We start from the raw sequence: 22,265 nt of genomic DNA on the forward strand, positions 1-22,265 counted from the left end.
CTCGCAACGGCAACGATCTCCGAGACGCGCCTACGAGGCCCGCGGGTGCACCTCGGCGCGCAGCTCTGACACGTCTTCGAGCACCGCGGAGCGGGTCGGGATCGGCGCGACCGCGCCGAGGCCCTGCACCACGCGGGAGGCGGCGGCGGTCGCGAAGATCGCGGCGTCGACCGGATCCTTGCCCTCGGTGATCGCGACGGCGAACGCCGCGTCGAAGCAGTCGCCCGCCCCGGTCGGATCCTTCGCGAGCACCGGGCGCGCCGGCACGGAGTAGTAGTCGTCGGGCGTGGCGATGACCGAACCCGACGAGCCGAGCTTCAGCACGACGAGCGGGGCGCCGAGCTCGAGCAGCTCCTGGGTGATCGCCCGCGGATCCTCGTAGCCCGTGAGCAGCCGCCCCTCGTCGAGGTTCGGCAGCACCACATCGCACTGCGGGATCGTGTAGCGCACGATGGCGCGGGCGGTCTGGAGCGGCCAGATGGCGGGCCGGATGTTCGGGTCGTAGCTGACGGTCACCTGCGCGGCGCGCGCCCGCTCGATCGCCGCGAAGACGGTCTCGCAGGCGCTCTGGCTGATCGCCTGGGTGATGCCGGTGACGTGCAGCAGCTTCGCCTCCTCGATCATGCCCTCGGGCAGGTCGGAGGGCTCGAGGTGGGACGCGGCGCTGTCGGCGCGGCGGTAGACGAACTCGCTTCGGCCGCCGTGCCGCAGGATGAAGTACAGGCCCGTCGGGTGCCGCTCGTCGGTGATCACACGGCTCGCGTCGACGCGCTCCTCGTGCCACAGATCCTGCAGCAGCGCTCCGAAGTGGTCGGCTCCCACCCGCGTCATGTAGCCGCTGCTGCCGCCGAGCCGCGATACGGCCACCGCGAAGTTCGAGCTGTCGCCGCCGAAGCCGATGCTGTACAGCGAGCCCACGCGGGGGCCGCCGAGGGACTCGGCGTTGAACTCGACGAGGGGTTCGCCAATGGAGATGATGTCAGGCATTGTCGTGGTGCTCTTTCAGACGAGGTTGTACTTGGCGAGGCCCTCGGAGAGCGAGCCCGAGCTCAGGATGAGCGCCGTCTGCTCGCGCTCGCGCTGCTCGATGAGGCGGGCCTCCTCGAGCACCTCGGCGACGATCTCCTGCGGCACGACGACCACGCCGTCGAGGTCGCCGACCATCAGGTCGCCCTGGCGCACCTCGACCCCGCCGATCGTCACCGGCTCGCCCGACGAGACCGTGCGGTAGCGGCCGACCGTGGTGGCCGAGATGCGCGCCGCGGCGAAGACGTTGAGCCCCGCGAAGTCCCGGTTGATCTCTTCGACGTCGCGCACGCCGCCGTCGATCACGGCCCCCTCGAGGCCGTTGACGGTCGCGCCCGCGGCCATCAGCCCGCCCCAGCACGCGACCGTCTCGTCGCCGCCGTTGTCGATCACGATGACCGACCCGGCAGGCGAGGCGTCGATCGCCTCGAGCGCGTGCGTCGGCGGCACCGGATCGCCGTCCCACGGCTCCTCCTTCACGGTGACCGCGGGCCCGACGAGCTTGCCGCCCGCCTGGCGCTGCACGCGCGAGTGCACGTAGCCGTGCAGACCGCGCACGCTGAGGGCGTCGGAGATGGACGGGGTGGTGATCGCGCGGTAGCCGGCGATGATCTCGGGGGTGATGGTCATGGTGGTTCGTCTCCTCACATCAAACATGTCTGGGGTGGTCGTTCACGGCGGCGAGCGCCGCGGCGGCGCGTTCGGTGACGCCGTGCTCCTCGCCGGGCGCGACCCTGCTCGGCGACAGCCTGCCGCCGAGTCCGACGGCGGCGGCGCCGGCGCCGAGCCACTCGCCCACCTGCTGCACGTCGACGCCGCCGCTCGGCACGATGACGAGGTCGGGCAGCGGCGCGAGCAGGTCGCGCACGAACGCGGGTCCGAAGCTGCGGGCGGGGAAGAGCTTCACGGCGGGGGCGCCGGCCCGCACGGCGCGCAGGGCCTCCGAGGGCGTCATCACGCCGGGCAGGGGCAGCAGGCCGCGCCGCAGCGACGCAGCGACGACCTCGTCGACCGTGGCGGGGCTCACCGCGAATCGCGCTCCCGCGTCGGCGGCCTCGTCGACCTGCGCGGCGTCGAGCACGGTGCCCGCCCCGATGCAGACGGCGTCGCCGTGCCGTCGCGACAGTCGGGCGATGAGCTCGGCGGCGCCCGGCACGCTGTAGGTGATCTCGATCAGGGTGATCCCGCCCGCGATCGCGGCCTCGACGGCGCGCTCCGCGTCGTCGGCGGTCTCGCTGCGCAGGATCATGATGATCCGCTCGTCGCGGACGCGCTGCAGGGTGCTCAGCACCCGCTCCTCGGGGGTCACGATGCGCCCCCCTGCAGATCGAGCGAGTTCACCCAGTAGAGGCGGGCGATCCGCGAGACGTCGGCCGGGGCGACGCTGCGCAGCATCACCGTGTCGCCGTCGACCTGCATGACGTTGCCGTAGTCCTGCAGGTAGAGGGTGTGGAAGCGCTCGGGCTCGAAGTTCAGCGTGACGGCGATGCGCAGCTTCGGGTCGCCGCTCGCGACGGCCGACGAGAGCTCCCCGCTCACCTTCGCGGGCGCGATGACCGCCATCGCGAGGTTCCAGCCGAGCAGCAGCACGGTGATGATCAGGATCGTGGCGACGGTGGGGTGCCGCACCACCTTCCAGGCGCGCTTCACAGTTCCGCCTCTTCCTCGTCCTCGACGCCGAGCATCGTCATGAGCCTGCCGCGCATGCGCAGGAACTCCGGGTCGCGGGCCGTCTCCTTCCACACCCGCGGGCGGGGCAGCGTCACGTCGAGATCGGCCGCGACGGTGGAGGGCCTGCCCGAGAGCACGACGACGCGGTCGGCCATGAAGATCGCCTCCTCGACGTCGTGGGTGACGAAGAGCACGGTGGGCCGCTGGGTCTCCCAGATGCGCAGCACCTCCTGCTGCAGCGTGCGCCTCGTCTGGGCGTCGATCGAGGCGAACGGCTCGTCCATGAGCATCATCGTCGGCTCGGTCGCGAGCACCCTCGCGACGCCGGCGCGCTGCCGCATGCCTCCCGAGAGCTCGTGCGGGTACTTGCGCTCGAAGCCCTCGAGGCCGACGAGCCCGATCATGCGCCGCGCTTCTTCGAGGCGCTGCGACTTCGGCATGCCGCGCATCTTGAGGCCGAAGGCGACATTCTTCTCGACCGTCATCCACGGGAAGAGCGCGAAGTCCTGGAACACCACCCCGCGGTCGACTCCGGGCCCCGTGATCTGCTCGCCGGCGAGCAGCACGCGTCCACCGGTCGCCTTGACGAAGCCGGCCACGATGTTGAGCATCGTGGTCTTGCCGCACCCGGAGGGTCCGATCAGCGACACGAACTGCCCCTCGGGGATCGTGAAGTTCACGTCGTCGATCGCGGTGACCCGTTCACCGTTGTACTGATCGACGTAGGTCTGTTGTACGTGTTCGATCTGCAGCAGACTCATCGTCCCACCTTCTCTACCATTCCCCATCGCTCGACCGTCGCCTTCTCGAGCGGCGCGAGGATGAGTGCGTCTGTCATGTACCAGAGGGCGCCGAGCACGATCATGCCGACGAACACCTGCGAGATGTCGCCCTGACGGCGACCGTCGAACATCATGAAGCCGAGGCCGCTCGTGCCGATGATGATCTCGGCGGCGATCAGCGCGCGCCAGCCGTAGCCGAGGCCGGTGCGGATGCCGCTCACGAGGCCCGGCATCGCGGCCGGCACCACCACGTAGGCGACCTCGCTGGCCCGGCCGGCGCCGAGGGAGCGAGACGCGCGGCGCAGGTTCTGCGGGATCGCGTCGATCCCGGCCACGATGCTGATGATCAGCGGGAACACCACGGTGTACACGATCACGATCGTCACCGAGGTGAGGCTGAAGCCGAACCAGATGATGAGGATCGGCAGCCACGCGATGTCGCCGATGGCCTGGAAGAACGAGAGCAGCGGCCAGCTGAACTTGCGCACCCACCGGTTCATCCCGATCAGGTAGCCCAGCGGGATCCCGATCCCGAGCCCCCACGCGGCCCCCACGGCGAGCCTCACGAGCGAGTCGGAGACGTACACCGGCAGGATGCCGCGCTCGATCATGCGCCACCCCTCGGCGAGCACCGTCCCCGGGCTCGCGAAGAACGCGGGCGGGAAGACGTGCAGCGCCGAGAGCAGCCACCAGGCCGCGAAGACGACGGCGAACGGACCCCACACGCGGATGCCGGGCACCTTCAGGGCGCGGCTCCAGAACGCGTCCCAGCCGAGCCGCAGGCTCGCTCCGCCGCCACCGCCGACGACCACGTCGGTCGCTTCGACCCGGGTCATCACTCCACCCCCGCTCGTGCGCCCCAGCGTTCGACGGTGCGCCGCTCGAGGGGTGCGAGCAGCAGTCGGTCCATCAGCAGCCAGAGCACCCCGATGACGATCATCATGAGGATGATGACGTCGGTCTCGTAGTACTGCCTGGCCAGGAAGAGGCTGTAGCCGAGGCCGGCCGCGGTCGCGATGATCTCGGCCGCGATCAGCCTGCGCCAGGCGAAGCCCATGCCGATGCGGGTGCCGGTGGCGATCGCCGGGGCGGCGCCCGGCAGATAGATCTGGAAGAACATGCGCAGCGGGCTCGCCCCGAGGCTGCGCGCGGCGCGGATCAGGTTCGTGGGGATCTGCTGCACCCCGAGCATCGTGTTGTACACGATCGCGAAGAACACGGCGTTGAAGACCACGAAGATCACGGCCGGGTCGCCGTAGCCGAGCCAGAGCGTCGCGAGAGGGATCCACGCGATGCCGGCGAGGGCGACCGAGAAGCGCAGCAGCGGGCTGAAGAAGCCCGATACGGCGCGGTTCATGCCCATCAGGATCCCGAACGGGATGCCGACGAGCACCGCGAGGCCCGCCCCGACGATGACGCGCAGGATGCTCACCCCCATGTGCAGCCAGAGCGTGCCGTCGCCGATCATCTCGCCCAGCGCGCCGAGCACCTGGGCGAACGAGGGGAACACCCGCGGCGAGACGTCGAGCACCGGGATCGCGATCAGCCAGATCGCGATCAGCAGCACGAAGGGGCTGGCGAACCAGGCGGCCTTCGAGAGCCCCGCCCGCAGTCGGAAGCCGTGGTGGCTCCCGACTGCGGGCTCGGCGGCGAGCTGAGCCATCAACCGCACATCCCCGCGGCCGGGTCGAAGACGAAGCCGTCGGTGATCCGTGCGGAGTCGGGCACCGCGGCGAGATCCTCGAACAGCTCGGGCGACTCGTCGGCGATCGTGTTGATCGGCCCGGGCACGAACACCTCGTTCACGTCGAAGGTGCCGTCGATCGATCCGAGGGCGAAGAGGGTGTCCTCGGCGTCGCTGAGGGCCTGGAAGTTGCAGGCCGAGATGCGCCCGTCGAGCTGCTTGATGTTGAAGGCCATGGCCTCCTGGGCGATGCCCTCGTCCATGCCCGACAGCCAGCGGGTCGCGGTCTGGGCCGCGTCGTCGGGGTTCTCGCGCATCCACTGGTCGGCGGCGGCGCGGGCGCGCAGGAACCGCTCGACCGCGTCGGGGTTCTGCTCGACGAAGTCGCGCTTCGCCACGATGTAGCCCATGAAGCCGATGTAGCCGCCGCCGCGCAGCACGGTCTCGGTGCCCTCGACCTGCTGCTCGATCGTCATCGGCCACGGGTCCCAGATCACGGCCGCGTCGATGCCGTCGGTCTGCAGCGCGACCGCGAGGTCGGTGGCGGCCGTGTTCACGATCTCGACGTCGTCGGGCGTCATGCCGTTGTCCTCGAGCAGGGCGAGCAGGTAGAGGTGGTTGATCGATCCGACGGTCACGCCGAGGCGCTTGCCCCGCAGCGAGCTCAAGTCGTCGCCCGAGACGCCGGCGTCCGACTTCGCCACGATCGCCATCGTCTCGTCGATGCCGAGCTGGGCCGCGCTGCCGGTGTAGTTGCCGACGATCACGTAGTCGGCTCCCTTGAGCACGGCGCCGATCAGCGGGGCGCCCACCTGGGCGAACTGGATCTGGTCGGTCTCGAGCGCGTTGAGCTGGTCGACGCCGCTCGCGAACGGCTCGGCGACCGCGACGTCGAGCCCCTCGTCTTCGAAGAAGCCCTGGTCGAGGGCGGCCGGAAGGCCGATCTGGTCGATCGCCGACACCCAGCCCGCGCTGAGTTCGATCTCCTCCGACTGGGCCGCGCCGCCGTCGCCGTCCTGCTGCGATCCGCCGCCGCTGCAAGCGATTAGCGAGGCCGCCAGGCCCGCCGCCAAAATCCCCGATCCGAGCCGGGCAAGTCTGCGCCGCATCACGGATCCTCCTTTCTCTCACGTCATTGTGGGTGCCCGTCCGCGCTCCGTCTTCGGAGGCTCGGGGCCGAGGTCTCTGCCTTCGTAGCAGTCTGCTCGACGGGTGACGATCCGACGAGCGCATCTTCTCAATGAGCGCTATCCGGATTCCGAATAGTCCCAGTTCAGCGGCGTGTTTGACGGCGTTCCGGCACGCCGCGAACGAGCTCGCCGGCGTACTCGGCACGGGATCGGGACGGGACGGGGCTGGACCACTCGTCGCCCGGGCGGGAGCGAGCGCCGCGGGAGCGGACGCACCGGGGCCGCGGGCGCTCCGACCCGCCGAGGATCAGGGTTCGAGGATCACCTTGCCGGTGGTGGCCCGCGACTCGAGCGCGGTGTGCGCCTCGGCCGCCTCGGCCAGCGGGAAGCGCGCTCCGATGCGCACGTCGAGCCCGCCGTCTGCGATGGCCCCGAAGAGCTCGCGGTAGCGCCAGGCGCGCTCCTCGGGGGTGCGCAGGAAGTGCCCGATCGAGGGACGCGTGATCGAGAGGGATCCGCCGGCGTTGAGCCTCTGCAGGTCGAACGGCGGCACGGGGCCGCTCGCCGCGCCGAAGAGCACGAGCTCGCCGCGCACCCGCAGAGCGCGCAGGGAGTCGTCGAACGTGCTCCGCCCCACGCCGTCGTAGACCACGGCGACGCCCTCGCCGCCCGTGAGCTCTCGCGCCCGGTCGGCGAAGCCGCCGTAGTCGAGCACCTCGTCGGCGCCGGCGCCGCGGCTGAGCTCGCGCTTCTCGGGGGTGGAGGCCGTGGTGATCACCCGCACCCCGCGCCGCACGAGCAGCTGGGTGAGCAGCAGGCCGACACCGCCCGCGCCCGCGTGCACGAGCACGGCCTCGCCCGCCTGCGGCTGCGCGGCCGAGGTCGCGAGGTAGTGGGCGGTGATGCCCTGCAGGGGCAGCGCGGCGGCCGCGTCGGCGGCGACCCCGTCGGGCACCCGCACCGCCCGATCGGCCTCGACCGCGAAGCGGTCGGCGTAGCAGTCGCGCCCCTCGGCCGTGGTGATGAGGTCGCCCTCGGCGAAACCCTCGACCCCGTCGCCCGCCGCGACCACGCGCCCGCTCGCCTCGGTGCCCGGCGTGTAGGGGAACGGCACCGAGTAGGCCCCCGACCGCCGGTAGGTGTCGATGAAGTTGACGCCCGCGGCGGCGGTCTCGACCAGCAGCTCGCCCGACCCCGGCTCGGGCACGGCGACCCGGCGCATCTCGAGCACCTCGGGGCCGCCGGCGTGGTCTGCAACGATCGCGCGCATAGTCATGGTTCGACCCTACGCCCGCGCCCTACGCCCGCACCACCCGCGGGCGGGTGGCCCGCGGCCTCAGCGCATCGAGGTGCGCGGAACCGGGAAGGGGTCGGCGAACGAGGCCCAGAGGGTCGGGCCGGCGGCGAACTCGGCGTCGGTGAGCGCCGCCGCGTCGAGAGCGGCGGTGAGGCGCTCGCGGTCGAGGTCGAGCCCGATGAACGCGATGTCCTGCCCGAGGCCGAGCATCTCGGAGCCGCCGGGCTCGCCATCGCCCGCGACGTCGCCGCCGTCGGCCTGCAGCGGGTGCAACGAGAACATCTGCCCCACGTGCTCCCAGTTCGCGGTGAGGTTCGGCCGGGAGGCGAGGCGGCAGAACCCGGCCGACCGCAGCACGGTGCCGAACTCCCCCCGCGCGATGCGCTGGTCGAGCAGATGCGAGAGCCGCTCGGGGTGCATGAGGCGCAGTTGCTCGTACCGGAACGCCGAGACTCGAGGATCGGTGATGTGCGGGTGGTAGTCGTCGTTGAGGATCCCGACCCAGCCGGGGCGCTCCTGCCCCGCGGTGTAGACCGTCGGCTCGACAGGGCGGGCGCTGCCGCTGCGGTCGAGCTGCAGCACGGCGTGCGGGCTCAGGTGGCTGACGACCGCCATGACGGCCGAGAGGTTGGGGGTCGAGAGCGGCTGCCAGTTCACGAGCAGCACGGTCGACGCGAACTCGATCTGCTCGGCGGCGATGAGCGCCCGCGAGCAGCCCTCCTCACCCGCGGGCGTGCGCCTCACGAAGTAGTCGTCCCGCCGCAGGTCGTCGATGATGTGACCCGCGTCGACCACGCAGGTGATGCCGACGAGCCGGGTGCTCCGATCCTCGTCGACGAAGGTGCCGATGAGGTCGGTCATCGAGATGAACGCCGGCGGTTCGACGACCGCGCGGCGCTCCCGGTAGGCCCACGGCACGAGCGCGGCGGCCTCGTCCACCGGATCGGGGGCCATGGCCAGGCGCGGCGCCGGCACGAGCATCGAGCCGGTCTCCTCGGCGAGGCAGCGGGCGGCGATCCCCCGCTCCGGCCCGCACGATCCGACCACCGCGAACACGTCGATGAGTTCCACGTTTCCTCCCTGCGTCCCGCGGGTGCGGGCTCCGTGCGACACCATGCTATATGATAATCATTCTCATCAAGAAGGAGGTTCGCCGTGAAGGTGCGCTCATCACTCAAGTCGCTGAAGAACCAGCCGGGCGCGCAGGTCGTGCGCAGGCGCGGCCGGGTCTACGTGATCAACAAGCTCAACCCGAGATTCAAGGGCCGCCAGGGCTGAGGCCGGCCCGAGCCGAGAACGGCATCGGCCCGCTCCCCCCGCGCCCACCGCCGCGAAGCGCCGATGACGGTGAGAGGGAGCGGTGCCGGTGCCCGAGGTCCGCAGATCAGGCCCGCCGCCGAACCCGCGCCACGGCGAGGGCGGTGAGCACGAGCCCGCCCAGCGCCCAGAGCACGAGCACGACCGCCGCGATCCCCGCCCCCGAGGCGCCCGTGGCCACCGCCTGGAACCCCCCGAGCGCCGCCCCGATCGGGCTCGCGTCGCCCACCGCGGCGAGCGGCCCCGGCACGGTCGACACGATGCCCACCGCGAAGGCGACCACCAGCAGCGCGAACGCGACGAACCTCCCGAAGCCTCCGAGCAGCGCCGAAAGCCCCTGCACCACGAGCGCGAACGCGACGCCCGCGAGCAGCGCCAGCCCAAAGAAGGCCGAGCCGCGCGCCAGATCGTAGCCGAGCGCGACCGGCAGCACCACGCCCGCCATCGCGCCCTGCACGGCGCCCATCGCCACCGCCGGCACCGCGCTGCGCAGCGTGATCCAGCCGACGCCGCGCGCCGCCTCGCGGGTGCGGCGCCACAGCGGCGCGAGCACCAGGAACATCGCCAGCGCGCCCGCCCACAACGCGATGCCCGCGAACAGCGGCACGCCCGAGGCGTTGAACAGCTCGTCGGTGCCGCCACGCGCCTCGACGGGCGCGATCGCCGTCTCGGCGAGCTTGTCGCGCTGCGCCTCGGTGTAGTTCGGGATGCCGCTCACGGCGTCGCCGAGCCCGCCGGCCAACTCGCTCGCCCCGTTCGCCGACTGCTCGGCGCCGGAGGCGAGCTGCGACGCGCCCTCGGCGAGCGCGGGCGTGCCCGCCGCGAGCTCGGAGGTGCCGGTGGCGAGCTGCGAGGCGCCTGAGGCGAGGCCGGAGGCGCCCGTCGCGAGCTGCGAGCCTTGCGCCGCGAACTGATCGAGGCCCGCTCCGAACTGATCGAGGCCCGCGATGAGCTGGTCGAGCTGCGCGCCGGGATCTCCCCCGCCCGCCGCCGCGCCTGCACCCAGGGTCGCCTCGAGCCGGCCCTGGGCCGCCGCGAGGCCGTTCATGCCCGACTGCACGCTCTGCAGTCCACCGCCGATATCCGCGGCGCGCTTGCCGAGAGTCGTCTGCAGAGACTCGCAGAAGGACGCGTCGGTACCCGAGGCGTAGCATTCACCCACGAGCGTTGCGATATCGCCCGGCAGCCCCTCCTGCTCATCCATGGCCGCGCGGACCGCGCCGAGCCCGTTCGCCACCTCGCCCTGCGGGGCGACGCTCTCGGCCTGCAGCTGGGCGAGCGCGCCGACGGTGGTCTTCAACTGAGTCGCGGCGCCGGCCGCGCCCTGCCCGAGCGGGCGGTAGGCATCGGCGAGCTGCGACGCCCCTCCGACGTACTGGCTCACACCCGAAGCAAGCTCCCCCGCGCCGTTCGCCAGCTCCCCCGCACCACCCGAGAGCTGCTGCGTACCGTCCGACAGCTGCCGGGTGCCGTCGGCGAGCGCGCCCGCGCCGTCGGCGAGCTGCGCACCGCCGTCGGCCAGCTGCCGCGCGCCGTCGGCCGCGTCACCGAGCCCGCTGTGCAGCTCGTTCATCCCGACGAACACGCTGCCGACGAACTGGGAGCCGAGCTGCTGGTTGAGCACGCTCGTGGCGGTCTGGGTGACGATGCCGCTCAGGGCGGTGTCGATGAGCCGGCCGCGGTCGCTCTCGGCGATGTCGATGTGCGCCTGCTCGGCGTCGTCGGGGCCGCTGGAGAGCGAGGTGGCCGCGGCCGAGAAGTTCTCGGGAATGGTGACGACGGTGGCGTAGCGGCCGTCGTCGAGGCCCTGCTCGGCGTCGTCCTCGTCGGTGAGCACCCAGGTGAAGTTGGTGCGCTCATCGTCGGAGCCCTCCCCAGGGGAGGAGGACGAAGCGGACGGGGCTCCGATCAGCTCGCCGGCCAGCACGCGGCCGAGCGGCACGGTCTGGCCGTCGACCTCGACGGGCTCGTCGTGGTTCACCACGGCCGCCGTGACGGAGTCGAGGCGATCGGTGGGGTTCCAGAGCCCCCAGAGCAGCAGTCCGGCGACGGTGAGCGGCACCAGCACGAGGCCGAGCAGCGTGGTCCAGTGCACGGGCCTGCGGCCGCGCAGCGGGGTGAGCGGAAGCGTGTCGTTTCGCATGTCGTTCACAGCCCTTTCTGCTCGCCCGCGGCGGGGGCGAGGGGGTGATCGGGGAGCCCCGGGAGCGCGGGGGCGTGTTCGGGGCGCCCGGCGGCGGGGCGGGAAGGCGCGACGAGCACGGCGCCGCGGGGCAGCAGTCGCTCGGCGAGCTCGCGCGACCCGAGCGCGATCACCGTCGGGGCGGGGGCGGATCCGCGGACCCCATCGATCTGCGCGGCCGCGAGCGCGGAGTGCGCGCTCTCCACGAGCGAGAGCGGCATCGGCCGCTCGCCCGCGGCGCGCAGGTCGAGCACCACGACCGAGGGGCGATCCCGCAGCGCGTCGCGCAGCGACTCGGGATCGGCCCACGCCGAACGCGCCCGCAGCGAAGAGGCCCGCTCGGGCAGCAGCAGCCCGTCGACCTTCACGGTTCCGGTGACGATGGAGCCGCGGCCGGTGAGCACCTCGGCGAGGGGCAGGGAGAGGGGATCGCGCGGGTCGAGCAGCAGGGTCTCGCCGGGCGAGACGCGCAGCTCGGGCAGGCGCAGGCCGCCGCGCAGCGCGAGCCGGTCGGCCGCGATTACGGCGTGCGGCATGTCGGACGGCCACTGCCGGTGCTCGATCTCGCGCGCGAGGCCCTCGCCCTCGACGTCGAAGGCGGGCAGCACGCGCGACAGCCAGCGCGGCATCCGCCACGCGCGATCGCCGAGCAGCGCCATGACGGCGGGAACGAGGGTCATGCGCACCACGAAGGCGTCGACGAACACGCCGACCGCGAGGCCCAGTGCGATCACCTTGATCGACGGGTCGCCCTCGGGAACGAAGGCCGCGAAGACGGCGAACATGATGAGCGCCGCGGCGGTCACCACCTTCGCACTGCCCACGAAGCCGCGGTGGATCGCGTCGTGCGCGCCCGCGCCGTGCACGTACTCCTCGCGGATGCGCGACACGAGGAACACCTCGTAGTCCATCGCGAGGCCGAAGAGCACGCCCATGAGGATGATCGGCATGAAGCTCAGCACCGGCCCGGTGGCGCTCACGTGCAGCGGCTCGGCGAACCATCCCCACTGGAACACGGCGACGACCGCGCCGAACGCGGCGCCCACCGACAGCAGGTAGCCGAGGGTGGCCTTGACGGGCACCCAGACCGAGCGGAAGACCATGGCGAGCAGGATCAGCGAGAGGCCGACCACGAGGATGCCGAAGGGCAGCAGCGCGTGCATGAGCATCTCGGAGACGTCGATGCCGACGGCGGTGAAGCCCGTGACGGCGAGGCTGACCCCGTACTGCTGCAACCACTCGTCGTGGTGCTCGCGCAGGGTGTGCACGAGCTCGGTGGTGCTCTCGGCGTGGGGCCCCTCCTCGGGCACGACCTGGATGATGCCCGTGTCGGCGCCCATGTTGGGGGTGGCGAGAGGCACATCGGCCACGCCGGGCACCTGGCGCACCTCGTCGGCGAGATCCTCCATGAGGCCGAGCGGATCCTCGCTCGTGATGATCGAGCCGGTGAGCAGCAGGGGGCCGTTGTGCCCCTCGCCGAAGTGCTCGCCCGTGAGCTCGTAGGTGACGCGCGCCGGATCGTCGGCGGGAAGCGAGGTCGCGTTCGGCAGGGCGAGGCGCAGGTCGAGCGCGGGGACCGCGGCGAGGCCGAGGGCGACGAGCACGGCGACGATCGTGAGCACCGGCCGCCGGGTGACGGCGCGCACCCAGCCGGCGAAGAAGCGGTCGGCCCGCGAGGGGGCGTGGGCTGCTGCATTCCCCGAGCCCGTCGAGGGGGACGCGGTCGCCCCTTCGGCGCGCTCGGGGGCCGACGGCTCGCCGGGCTCGGAGGGCGGCGCGGCGAGCGCTCGCCGATGCTTCTTCGGCAGGATGCGCATGCCCGCCATCGACATGATCGCCGGGGTGAGGGTCACCGAGATGAGCACCGCGACCGCGACGGCGGCGGCCGCGGCCACGCCGAGCGCGGTCAGGAAGGGGATGCCGGCGACCGAGAGGCCCACGAGCGCGATGATCACGGTGAGTCCCGCGAACACGACCGCCGATCCGCTGGTCGCCGTGGCGCGCGCGATCGACTCCTCGACCTCGGCCCCGGCCCGCAGCTGCTCCTGGTGCCGGCTCACGATGAAGAGCGTGTAGTCGATGCCCACGGCGAGGCCGAGCATGAGGGCGAGCATGGGGGTGGTCGAGGTGAGGTCGGCGAAGGCCGTGACGAGGAACATGCCCGCGATCGAGACGCCCACGCCGAGGATCGCGATGAGCAGCGGCATGCCGGCCGCGATGAGCGAGCCGAGGGTGAGGATCAGCACGATGAACGCGATCACCACGCCCACCGCCTCCGTGGGGCTGATGCCGGGCACCGCGGCGGAGAAGGCCTCGCCGCCGTAGGAGGCCTCGGCGCCGGTCGGCAGGCGATCCCGGATCTGCTCGGTGACCTGCTCGATGCCCTCGACGGTGGCGTCGGAGACGCTGCTGACCTCGCCTTCGAGCTGCACCGTGATGAGCGCGGCGCTGCCGTCGTCGGCGAGGCCGCCGCTCGCCTGCTCGCTGAAGGGGGTCTGCACCGCGGTGACCGCGTCCACGCCCTCGAGCTCGCTCGCGGCGTCGTCGATGATGCGCTCGTAGGAGGGGTCGTCGGCCCGCTGGCCGTCTGCGGCGACCACGATGATGGTGGCGCTCGTGCCGCTCACCTCGGGGAACGTGCGCCCGAGTTCGGTGATGGCCTGCTGCGACTCGGTGCCGGGAATGGTGATGGGCGCGTTGGCGCCCTGACCGAAGAGCGCGGCGCCGGCGCCCAGCAGGGCCAGCAGGGCGATCCAGAGAGCGAGCACGAGAACGCGGGCGCGGGTCGCCCAGCGGCCCAGGGCGTAGAGCAGCGTGGACATGCGTGCCTTTCGGTGGCGGGGGCGGGCTCCGATGCACGCGTGCATCGACTCGATACACCAGTGTATCGGGGACGATACACGCGTGTATCCGCGAGTTCTCAGCTTCGCGGGAGCGTGAGACAATGGCAGGCATGTTCCCCGCCGAAGCCGACTCCTCAGCGATCGGCGCCGCAGCGGATCCGGCCCCCAGCGCGCGGCGCCGGGAGACCCGCAACCGGCTGCTCGACGCGGCCGCCGAGGTGTTCACCGAGGAGGGCCTGCAGGGCGCCACCGTCGAACAGGTGTGCAGCCGCGCCGGTTTCAGCCGCGGCGCCTTCTACTCGAACTTCTCGAGCAAGGAGGAGCTGTTCCTCGCGACGCTGCAGCACCAGTACGAGCTGCGCGCGGCGCAGCTCACCCGTCGGGCCGAGGAGCTGATCCCCGACCTGCAGAGCTGCAGCGAACCTCTGCGGCCCGCTGAGGTGGCCGGCTACGTGCAGGAGTTCCTGGCGCCCGTCGACGCCGAGTCGGCGTGGTTCGCGCTCGAAACGGAGTTCATGCTGCTCGCGATGCGGGATCCCGAGCTCGCGCCGCCCGGTTTCGCGGGCTTCCTCGACGCGCTGAAGGGCGATCTCGCCGAGGTCGTCGAGAAGCTCGTCGACGCGGCCGGCCGCCGCTTCGTCCTGCCGGTCGAACGAGCGCTCGCCGTCTTCGACGGCCTCTACGACCGCGCGGCCCGGCTCGCGGCGATCTCCGGAGGCGCCGCCTCGGAGGGGTCGGAGGAGCTCGGGGACCGGATCACGGAGCTGCTCTTCGTGATCACCGAGGAGGCGCAGGGCGAGTGACCGGACTGCGCCCCCGCTTCTCGCGCCTCGCCACCGCCTCGACGGACGCTTCGACGGCCGATGCGAACGCCGCATAGAATCGACTCGTGCTGCTCTCCGATCACGACATCAACGCCGAACTCGAGTCCGGGCGCATCGGCCTCACCCCGAGCGAGGCGTCGATGGTGCAGCCGTCGAGCGTCGACGTGCGCCTCGACCGCTACTTCCGGCTCTTCGACAACCACAAGTACGCGGTCATCGATCCCGCCGCCGAACAGCCCGAACTCACCCGGCTCATCGAGGTCGATCCCGCCGAGGGCTTCATCCTGCACCCGGGCGAGTTCGTGCTCGGCTCGACCTTCGAGAAGGTTTCGCTGCCCGACGACATCGCGGCGCGCCTCGAGGGCAAGAGCTCGCTCGGCCGCCTCGGTCTGCTCACGCACTCGACGGCGGGCTTCATCGACCCCGGCTTCGAGGGGCACGTCACCCTCGAGCTCTCGAACGTGGCCACGCTGCCGATCCGGCTCTGGCCGGGCATGAAGATCGGGCAGCTCTGCTTCTTCAGGCTCTCGTCGCCCGCCGACCGACCCTACGGCGCCGGCGCCACGTTCTCCCGCTACCTGGGCCAGCGTGGGCCCACCGCCTCGCGCTCGCACCTCAACTTCCACCGCGCCGACGTGACGGTCACCGCCGAGGGCGCCCCGGGCGAGTAGCCCGCCGACCCGCATCGCATCATGACGTTCGAGCAGGCCGTACTGGGATTCGCCGTCGTCGCAGCCCTGCTCACCGTCGTGCCCGGCGTCGACACGGCGCTGGTGCTGCGCAGCTCCATCTCGCACTCGCGCGGCTACGCCGCCGCCACGGCCCTCGGTGTGCTGAGCGGCACGATCGCCTGGGGCATCGCGGCCGCCGTCGGGGCGACCGCGCTGCTCGCGGCCTCGACGCTCGTCTACCGGGTGTTCAGCCTCGCGGGGGCCGTCTACCTCGCCTGGATGGGTGCGAGGTTCATCGTCAAGAGCTTCCGCGGCGGGGTCGCGCAGGATGCCGAGCTGCCGGCGCTGCGGGGCAGCGCCCGGCGCGGCTTCACGACGGGGCTCGTCACCAATCTGCTGAACCCCAAGGTGGGGGTGTTCTACCTGGCGGCGATCCCGCAGTTCCTGCCCGAGGGCGTCTCGCCCATCGTGATGGGCACGGTGCTCGCGCTCGTGCACAACGCGTTCGGGCTCGTGTGGTTCGCGGCGCTCATCCTGGCCGGCTCAGCGCTCGGCGCTCGACTGCGCTCGCCCCGCGTGATGCGCTGGCTCGATCGGGTCACCGGCGGCGTGCTGCTGCTGTTCGGCGTCCGCCTGGCGCTCGACTTCCGCTCGGCCCCCTGACGCAGGGGCACGAGCGGTCCCCGCGACCGCCGGTCTTCCCCGAGTACCCGGCGCCCGCGCGGCTCAGCCGCGGGTGCTCCGCGCCGCCGCCCGCTCGTCCCGCTCGGCCTGCGCGGCCAGCATCGCGTTGTAGGCCTCGAGCTCGGCCTCGCCCGAGCGATCCGCGGCGCGATCCTTGCGCTTCTGCTCCTTCGCGTCGCTGCGCGACCACTGCACCGCGACCACCAGCGCGAGCGCGAGCGTCGGCAGCTCGCCGATCCCCCACGCGATGCCGCCCCCGGTCGACTGATCCTCGTGCGGCGTCGCCCCCCAGGTGCGGCCCATCGCCCCGTACCAGTCGGCGAGCAGCAGACCGTCGCCCGTCATCAGCGTCACGCCGAAGAACGCGTGCGACGCCATCGTGGCGAACAGCGTGACGAGCCGCAGCGGGTACGGGAAGCGGTAGGGCACGGGGTCGACGCCGATCATCGACAGGCTGAACAGGTAACCCGCGATGAGGAAGTGGATGATCATCCACTGGTGCCCCAGGTGCTCCTGCGCCGCCCAGCGCGCGATCGGGGTGAAGTAGAACACCCAGAGCGACCCCGAGAACACCACCGCCGCCACCGCGGGGTGGGTGATGATCTTCGAGTAGGGGGTGCCGACGGCCCACAAGATCCACTCGCGGCCACCCCACGAGCCGTCGGTGCGGCGCTCGACGGCTCGCAGCGCGAGCGTGACGGGCGCACCCAGCACGAGTACGAGCGGGATGAGCATGGTGAGCATCATGTGGCCCAGCATGTGCACGCTGAACAGGTACTGCTCGTAGGCGTTGAGCGCACCGTTGGTCGTGTAGAAGAGCAGCAGCATGCCCAGCACCCAGGAGACGGTGCGGCCGACGGGCCAGCGGTCGCCGCGGCGGGCGAGGCGGATCACGCCGGCCACGTACAGGGCGATGCCGAACGCGCAGACGAGCACCCAGGCGAGGTCGAACTTCCACTCGGTGAAGTACCGCTCGAAGACCAGCTCGGGGGGCAGCGGATCGCCGGTGAGCCACTCGGCCGGGCTGATGCGGCCGCCCTGATCGCGGGCGGGCTCGAGCGCGACCGGGGTGGCGGTGCGGCCGAGCGCCCCGGCGACACCGCTCGCGATGCCCATGACCGCGAGTTCGGCGACCACGAACCACGCGAAGACGCGCAAGCCGCTGCGCGCGATGCGGGGGATCAGGCGTGTGCGCTGCACCGCGCCGAACACGCCGAGCACCACGAGCGCCGCGGTCTTGAGCACGACCAGCTGCCCGTAGCCGGTGCCGAACAGCGCGTCGAGCGAGCCGATGCGCAGCCAGGCGCTCACCACGCCCGAGGCCATGACGCCGACGAAGGCGAAGAGCGCGAGCGTGGAGTAGCGCGCGGTGAGCACCGCGAGCCGCTGCCGGTCGACGACCCGCGCGACGAAGATCAGGGTGAGCAGCCCGCCCAGCCACACCGCGGCACCCAGCAGGTGCACGAGCAGCGAGTTGACCGCCAGGCCGTGCCCCGAGGCGCCCGCCGCGTGGCCCTGCTGCGCGAGCGGTAGGGCGGTGAGCAGCGCGGCGACGAGCACGAGCAGCGTGAGGCGGCGGCCTCGGATCGCGAACGCCAGCACCGTGGTGACCGCGGCCAGCAGCAGTTCGAGCATCCACAGCTGCCCGAGCTCGATCTCGGTGACGAACATGGCGAGTCCGGCGCCGAACTGCGGGTCGGGCGAGAACGACTGACCGGACACGTCGACGTAGGTGAAGAGGATCGTCGCGGCGCTCGCGACGGTGAGCACGGCGGCGGAGGCGGCGGCGAGGTCCATCGCGGCGCGGGTCTCCGCGGGCGGCTCGCCCTGACGGCGGGCGTCGGCCGCGCGCGGCCCGGCCGCGTGACCGGCCGGGTTCGCGCCCGCGAGCGCCCAGACCGCCATCACGACCGAGCCGATGAGCCCCGCCATCGACACGTTCACCAGCGTGCGGGAGATCGGCACGCCGAAACGCACCAGCGCGCCGGGATCCGCCAGCGTGCGCTCGTCGGCCGCGCCGCCGATGCCCAGCCCGACGAGCAGCGCCGCAAGGGTCGCCGCGAGCAGGATGGCGGGAGCGAGCACGCGCAGGTATCGGGGCACCGAACCAGCCTAACGCGGCTAGCCGGGCGTCTCCTCGGCGCGCCCCGCCGAGCCCGCTGACGGCCGGCGAAACGCAGAAGACCCCGGCGACGACGAGCGTCGACCGGGGTCTTCCGAAGGTGAAGAAGTTACTTCACGGCAGCCTTGAGCTTCGAGCCGACCGACACCTTCACGCGCTTGCCGGCGGGGATCTCGATGGTCTCGCCGGTGCGGGGGTTGCGACCGGTGCGGGCGGCGGTGGTCGCGGTCTCGAAGGAGATCCAGCCCGGGATCGACACCTTGTCGCCACCGGCGACGGTCTCGGAAACCGCGGCGAAGAGGCCGTCGATAACGCTCGAAACGGCGGCCTGGCTCTGGCCGGTCTCGGCCGCGATCTTGGCGACGAGCTCAGTCTTGTTGAGTGCCATGTTGTGTCCTTCCAGGGCATTGACGCGGGGCGTCCGCCCCTGATCTTGTTCAGTGTCCCCCACCCGTTGGGAGGGTCCGATCGGTTGATCGCGTACGAATCTACCCTAATTCGGCGGAATCCTGCGGATCTCACGTCGATTTCGCCGCAGAAACCCGAAAAAGGGAGTGGAATCCCAGGGTGCGGGCGGCGGAAACGACAAAGCGGGCGCGGATCCCGAAGGATCCGCGCCCGCTCGTCACCCGGTGGCGGCCGCGCTCAGCGGCACGCCCACCGGCGGACGACGTGTTACCAGGACGACTTGGTGATGCCGGGCAGCTCGCCGCGGTGCGCCATGTCGCGGAAGCGGACGCGCGAGACGCCGTACTTCGACAGCACGCCGCGGGGGCGGCCGTCGATGACGTCGCGGCTGCGCACGCGCACCGGCGAGGCGTTGCGGGGCAGCTTCTGCAGGCCCACGCGGGCGGCCTCGCGGCTCTCGTCGGTGCCGCTGGGATCGACCAGGGCCTTCTTCAGCTCGGCGCGCTTCTCCGCGTAGCGGTCGACGATCGCCTGGCGCTGCTTGTTCTTCGCAATCATGCTCTTCTTCGCCATGATTAACGCTCCTCTCGGAACTCGACGTGCTTGCGGATGACCGGGTCGTACTTCTTGAGCACGAGGCGATCGGGGGTGTTGCGACGGTTCTTCTTCGTCACGTAGGTGAACCCGGTGCCCGCGGTCGAGCGGAGCTTGATGATCGGACGTACGTCCTTGTCCTTCGCCATTAGAACTTCACCCCACGCTTCTGCAGATCAGCCACGACGGCCTCGATGCCACGGGCATCGATGACCTTGATGCCCTTGGCCGACAGGGTGAGGGTCACCTTGCGGCCGAGCGACGGCACGTAGTAGGTCTTCTTCTGGATGTTCGGATCGAACCGGCGCTTGGTGCGACGGTGCGAGTGCGAGATGTTGTGACCGAAGCCGGGAACGGCGCCGGTCACCTGGCACACTGCTGCCATGGTGTTTCCTCTCATACCGTGAGACCGGACGGCCTCACCCAAGATTTCTTGTCTGCAGGAGCCCCGGCCTGACGAATCACTCCGGTCTCGAAGCCGAGCGGCTCCCGCGGTCTGTGCACTGGGACGGCGCACAGCCAAAGATCGAGCCTAGACGAGGATCGCATCTTCCGCAACATCCGGGCGTGTCGCGGCACGACGGGCGGCCGCGCGATGATCGCCGCTGCGACGCTCAACCGAGGCTGTGGCGCTGATCCGCTTCGCCGTCGACCATGTCGACGGTCTCGTCACCGGCGTCCTGCGCCTGCGCACCGAGTCTGCCCCGGGTGAGGCGATTCACGATCATCGCGATCGCGCCGTCGCCCGTCACATTGGTGGCGGTGCCGAAGCTGTCGAGCGCGATGTACGCGGCGAACATGAGGCCGACCTCCATCGCGCCGAAGCCGAGCATCTGCACGAGCAGGCCGGCCGCCGCGGCGATGGCGCCGCCCGGCACACCGGGAGCCGCGACCATCATCACGCCGAGCATGAGGATGAAGGGGAAGTACGCGCCGAACGTCACATCGCCGCCGGTCAGCAGCAGCACCGCGATCGAGAAGCAGGTGATCTTCACCATCGACCCCGAGAGGTGGATCGTCGCGCAGAGCGGCACCACGAAGCCCGCGACCGAGTCGGAGACGCCGTTCTTCTTGGCTGAGGCGAGCGTGACGGGGATCGTCGCGGCCGAGGAGGAGGTGCCGAGAGCGGTGAAGTACGCGTCGCGCATGTTCCACAGGGCCCGCAGCGGGTTGCCGCCGGACATGGCCCCCGCCACGCTGTACTGCAGCAGGAGCACCACGAGGGTGAGCACGAACGAGACGATCACGACGAGCAGGAACTTGCCGACGACCTCGAGCGCCGCGCCGCTCGCCGAGAGATCCATGAAGATGCCGAAGATGAAGAGGGGCAGAGCGGGCACGATGATGCGCCGGATCAGCGACTCGATGATCGTGCGGAACTCCACTGCGCCGCGGAAGATGACGCGGCTGCGGAACGCCGTGAGCCCGATACCGATGACGAACGCGAGCACGAGCGCGCTCATGACGTCGATGACCGGCGCCAGCACGATCTCGGTCGCCGCCCCGTCCGGCGCCGCAGTGACGGTGAAGTAGGGGGCGAACCCCGAGCCTCCCGCGTCGCCCAGCTCGCGCAGACCGCCGCCGGCCATCGACGCCGAGAACAGCCACCGGCTCACGAAGTAGGCGAGCAGACCCGCAGCGACGGTCGAGCCGTAGGCGATCGCGGCCGTGACCCCGAGCCATCTGCCCGCGCCCTTGCCGAGCTCGGCGATCGCGGGCGTCACGAGGCCGAGGATGATGAGCGGCACCGCGAAGCCGAGGAAGCCCGAGAAGACCGAGTTGTAGGTGAGGAACACGGCGCCGAGCCAGGCGGGCATCACCGGTCCGAGCAGGATGCCGAGCACGATCGCGAAGATGATCCAGCCGAGCAGCGGAATGGAGCGGAGCAGTTTCATAGGTTCCTTCGGGCCGGTGACGGGCGGATCGCGCGGCGCTCGACGGCTCCGGCGAGGGCGCGCCCCGGCTCGGAGCGCTCCAGACAGTGTAAGCGCCGAGGGCGGCGCGCCCGCCGGGCCTCCCGGCGCAGCAGCCCGCGGGGCGGGCGTAGGCTGGAGCGGTGGACGAACAGCAGGCGGGGGCCGCGATCCGCTACGTGGCGATCGGCGACAGCTTCACCGAGGGCGTGGGCGATGAGCAGCCGGACGGATCGGTGCGCGGCTGGGCCGACCTCGTGGCCCAGGGCCTCGCCGACGCCGCGGGTGAACCGATCCAGTACGCCAACCTCGCGATCCGGGGCCGCCTGCTCGGCCCGATCATCGCCGAGCAGCTGGAGCCGGCTCTGGCGCTCGGCCCCACACTCGTGACCTTCAACGGCGGCGGCAACGACATGCTGCGGCCCGGCACCGACCTCGCGTGGATCAGCGCCGAGACGGAGCAGGCGCTGCGCCGCATCGTCGACGCGGGCGCCGAGCCGCTGCTGCTCGCCGGCGCCAACCCCACCGCGGGCCTGCCGGGCGGCGCCCGCGTGCGGGCGAAGGGCGACGAGCTGGTGCGCGAGGCGCGCGGCATCGTCGAGCGGCTCGGCATCCGCTTCGCCGACAACTGGAGCGACGCCGAGCTCGCGGGGCGCCAGTACTGGTCGCCCGACCGCCTGCATCTCGCACCGGTCGGCCACCGCCGCGTGGCGGCGAACGTGCTGCGCGCACTCGACCGCCCCGCCCCGATCGACTGGGTGCTCGACGCGGCGCCGATCCCGAACCCCTCGCGGCGCGAGCAGCTGCGCTACACCCGGGAGCACGTGGTGCCGTGGATGAAGCGCCGCCTCACCGGCCGCTCGAGCGGCGATGGGCGCACCGCCAAGTACGCCGACTGGACCTGGATCGCACCGCGCCCCTGACCGGCCGCAGCGCTGCGCGGAGGGTCGGTGCCGCGCCCGCAGCAGCCGATGCGGGACAGCCCGCGGTCCGCCCTCCGGGTTTCCCGATTCATACTTCGGGATGAGCCGAAATAGTACCCCGGGACGATGCGCGGGCCCGCGCCGCGCGCCAGGCTGGAAGCGTCGACCGAGCCGTGCGCGCAGCAGCCGCGGCG

General features: G+C 71.7%; 23 protein-coding genes. 5 read left to right on the forward strand and 18 right to left on the reverse strand.

All coding sequences use genetic code 11. The features are described 5' to 3' along the window. Positions 1-30 precede the first annotated feature (30 nt). From Leucomu_RS14440 to Leucomu_RS14485, 10 genes are all read right to left on the reverse strand, one after another. A complete protein-coding gene (locus tag Leucomu_RS14440) occupies positions 31-987 on the reverse strand; it encodes a sugar kinase (protein ID WP_017883984.1) in 957 nt (318 codons plus the stop codon). A 15-nt stretch (positions 988-1,002) separates the two neighbouring features. Further along, positions 1,003-1,656, reverse strand: coding sequence for an RraA family protein (locus tag Leucomu_RS14445; RefSeq protein ID WP_017883985.1), 654 nt, complete (start codon positions 1,654-1,656; stop codon positions 1,003-1,005). Positions 1,657-1,675: 19 nt separating this feature from the next. Beyond that, on the reverse strand, positions 1,676-2,335 hold the full coding sequence (locus Leucomu_RS14450) for a bifunctional 4-hydroxy-2-oxoglutarate aldolase/2-dehydro-3-deoxy-phosphogluconate aldolase (protein ID WP_128387650.1): 660 nt from the start codon (positions 2,333-2,335) through the stop codon (positions 1,676-1,678). Further along, positions 2,332-2,676, reverse strand: coding sequence for a hypothetical protein (locus tag Leucomu_RS14455; RefSeq protein ID WP_128387651.1), 345 nt, complete (start codon positions 2,674-2,676; stop codon positions 2,332-2,334). Before Leucomu_RS14455 ends, Leucomu_RS14450 begins: the two co-directional genes overlap by 4 nt. Further along, positions 2,673-3,458 (reverse strand): ABC transporter ATP-binding protein, encoded by a 786-nt coding sequence (locus Leucomu_RS14460; RefSeq protein ID WP_017883988.1) that lies wholly within the window; start codon positions 3,456-3,458, stop codon positions 2,673-2,675. The genes Leucomu_RS14455 and Leucomu_RS14460 overlap by 4 nt, the downstream gene beginning before the upstream one ends. After that, the gene (locus Leucomu_RS14465) at positions 3,455-4,315 is read right to left on the reverse strand and encodes an ABC transporter permease (RefSeq protein ID WP_194294561.1); all 861 of its coding nucleotides are present in this window, start codon (positions 4,313-4,315) and stop codon (positions 3,455-3,457) included. Before Leucomu_RS14465 ends, Leucomu_RS14460 begins: the two co-directional genes overlap by 4 nt. Beyond that, positions 4,315-5,142 carry an ABC transporter permease gene (locus tag Leucomu_RS14470; RefSeq protein ID WP_128387652.1) on the reverse strand — a complete coding sequence of 276 codons (828 nt, stop codon included), beginning with the start codon at positions 5,140-5,142 and terminating at the stop codon, positions 4,315-4,317. Before Leucomu_RS14470 ends, Leucomu_RS14465 begins: the two co-directional genes overlap by 1 nt. Then, a complete protein-coding gene (locus tag Leucomu_RS14475) occupies positions 5,142-6,272 on the reverse strand; it encodes an ABC transporter substrate-binding protein (RefSeq protein ID WP_051066175.1) in 1,131 nt (376 codons plus the stop codon). Before Leucomu_RS14475 ends, Leucomu_RS14470 begins: the two co-directional genes overlap by 1 nt. Positions 6,273-6,600: 328 nt before the next feature. Then, on the reverse strand, positions 6,601-7,563 hold the full coding sequence (locus Leucomu_RS14480) for a quinone oxidoreductase family protein (RefSeq protein ID WP_407656661.1): 963 nt from the start codon (positions 7,561-7,563) through the stop codon (positions 6,601-6,603). A gap of 66 nt (positions 7,564-7,629) precedes the next feature. Next, positions 7,630-8,661 (reverse strand): GTP-binding protein, encoded by a 1,032-nt coding sequence (locus tag Leucomu_RS14485; RefSeq protein WP_128387654.1) that lies wholly within the window; start codon positions 8,659-8,661, stop codon positions 7,630-7,632. 84 nt (positions 8,662-8,745) lie between these two features. Between Leucomu_RS14485 and ykgO the strand changes: the two genes are divergently transcribed. Further along, the gene (ykgO, locus tag Leucomu_RS14490; RefSeq protein WP_017883994.1) at positions 8,746-8,868 is read left to right on the forward strand and encodes a type B 50S ribosomal protein L36; all 123 of its coding nucleotides are present in this window, start codon (positions 8,746-8,748) and stop codon (positions 8,866-8,868) included. 106 nt (positions 8,869-8,974) lie between these two features. On the opposite strand, the gene Leucomu_RS14495 is transcribed toward ykgO, so the two are convergent. Further along, complete coding sequence (locus Leucomu_RS14495; RefSeq protein ID WP_228407391.1) at positions 8,975-11,050, reverse strand: YhgE/Pip domain-containing protein; 2,076 nt, start codon at positions 11,048-11,050, stop codon at positions 8,975-8,977. Between the two features lie 5 nt (positions 11,051-11,055). Then, a complete protein-coding gene (locus tag Leucomu_RS14500) occupies positions 11,056-13,911 on the reverse strand; it encodes an MMPL family transporter (protein ID WP_128387656.1) in 2,856 nt (951 codons plus the stop codon). A gap of 131 nt (positions 13,912-14,042) precedes the next feature. Between Leucomu_RS14500 and Leucomu_RS14505 the strand changes: the two genes are divergently transcribed. The 3 genes from Leucomu_RS14505 to Leucomu_RS14515 all read left to right on the forward strand — a co-directional run bounded on the left by Leucomu_RS14505 (position 14,043) and on the right by Leucomu_RS14515 (position 16,090). After that, positions 14,043-14,735, forward strand: a complete 693-nt coding sequence (locus tag Leucomu_RS14505; RefSeq protein ID WP_128387657.1) for a TetR/AcrR family transcriptional regulator — start codon at positions 14,043-14,045, stop codon at positions 14,733-14,735. An 86-nt stretch (positions 14,736-14,821) separates the two neighbouring features. After that, positions 14,822-15,427 (forward strand): dCTP deaminase, encoded by a 606-nt coding sequence (dcd, locus tag Leucomu_RS14510; RefSeq protein WP_128387658.1) that lies wholly within the window; start codon positions 14,822-14,824, stop codon positions 15,425-15,427. 21 nt (positions 15,428-15,448) lie between these two features. Then, positions 15,449-16,090, forward strand: coding sequence for a LysE family translocator (locus tag Leucomu_RS14515; protein WP_128387659.1), 642 nt, complete (start codon positions 15,449-15,451; stop codon positions 16,088-16,090). A 63-nt stretch (positions 16,091-16,153) separates the two neighbouring features. On the opposite strand, the gene Leucomu_RS14520 is transcribed toward Leucomu_RS14515, so the two are convergent. The 6 genes from Leucomu_RS14520 to Leucomu_RS14545 form a co-directional block, all read right to left on the reverse strand. After that, a complete protein-coding gene (locus tag Leucomu_RS14520) occupies positions 16,154-18,214 on the reverse strand; it encodes a cytochrome c oxidase assembly protein (RefSeq protein ID WP_194294562.1) in 2,061 nt (686 codons plus the stop codon). A gap of 128 nt (positions 18,215-18,342) precedes the next feature. Next, a complete protein-coding gene (locus Leucomu_RS14525; protein WP_017884001.1) occupies positions 18,343-18,621 on the reverse strand; it encodes an HU family DNA-binding protein in 279 nt (92 codons plus the stop codon). 287 nt (positions 18,622-18,908) lie between these two features. Further along, on the reverse strand, positions 18,909-19,214 hold the full coding sequence (rpsN, locus tag Leucomu_RS14530) for a 30S ribosomal protein S14 (RefSeq protein WP_128387660.1): 306 nt from the start codon (positions 19,212-19,214) through the stop codon (positions 18,909-18,911). A 2-nt stretch (positions 19,215-19,216) separates the two neighbouring features. Then, the gene (gene rpmG, locus Leucomu_RS14535) at positions 19,217-19,384 is read right to left on the reverse strand and encodes a 50S ribosomal protein L33 (RefSeq protein ID WP_017884003.1); all 168 of its coding nucleotides are present in this window, start codon (positions 19,382-19,384) and stop codon (positions 19,217-19,219) included. Further along, positions 19,384-19,620 (reverse strand): 50S ribosomal protein L28, encoded by a 237-nt coding sequence (gene rpmB, locus Leucomu_RS14540; RefSeq protein ID WP_017884004.1) that lies wholly within the window; start codon positions 19,618-19,620, stop codon positions 19,384-19,386. Before rpmB ends, rpmG begins: the two co-directional genes overlap by 1 nt. Positions 19,621-19,849: 229 nt before the next feature. Next, a complete protein-coding gene (locus Leucomu_RS14545; RefSeq protein ID WP_128387661.1) occupies positions 19,850-21,130 on the reverse strand; it encodes a dicarboxylate/amino acid:cation symporter in 1,281 nt (426 codons plus the stop codon). A 161-nt stretch (positions 21,131-21,291) separates the two neighbouring features. On the opposite strand from Leucomu_RS14545, the gene Leucomu_RS14550 reads away from it, so the two are divergent. Then, on the forward strand, positions 21,292-22,071 hold the full coding sequence (locus Leucomu_RS14550; protein ID WP_128387662.1) for an SGNH/GDSL hydrolase family protein: 780 nt from the start codon (positions 21,292-21,294) through the stop codon (positions 22,069-22,071). Positions 22,072-22,265: the final 194 nt, after the last annotated feature.

The organism is Leucobacter muris (genome assembly GCF_004028235.1).
In the GTDB taxonomy this organism is placed as follows: Bacteria; Actinomycetota; Actinomycetes; order Actinomycetales; family Microbacteriaceae; genus Leucobacter; species Leucobacter muris.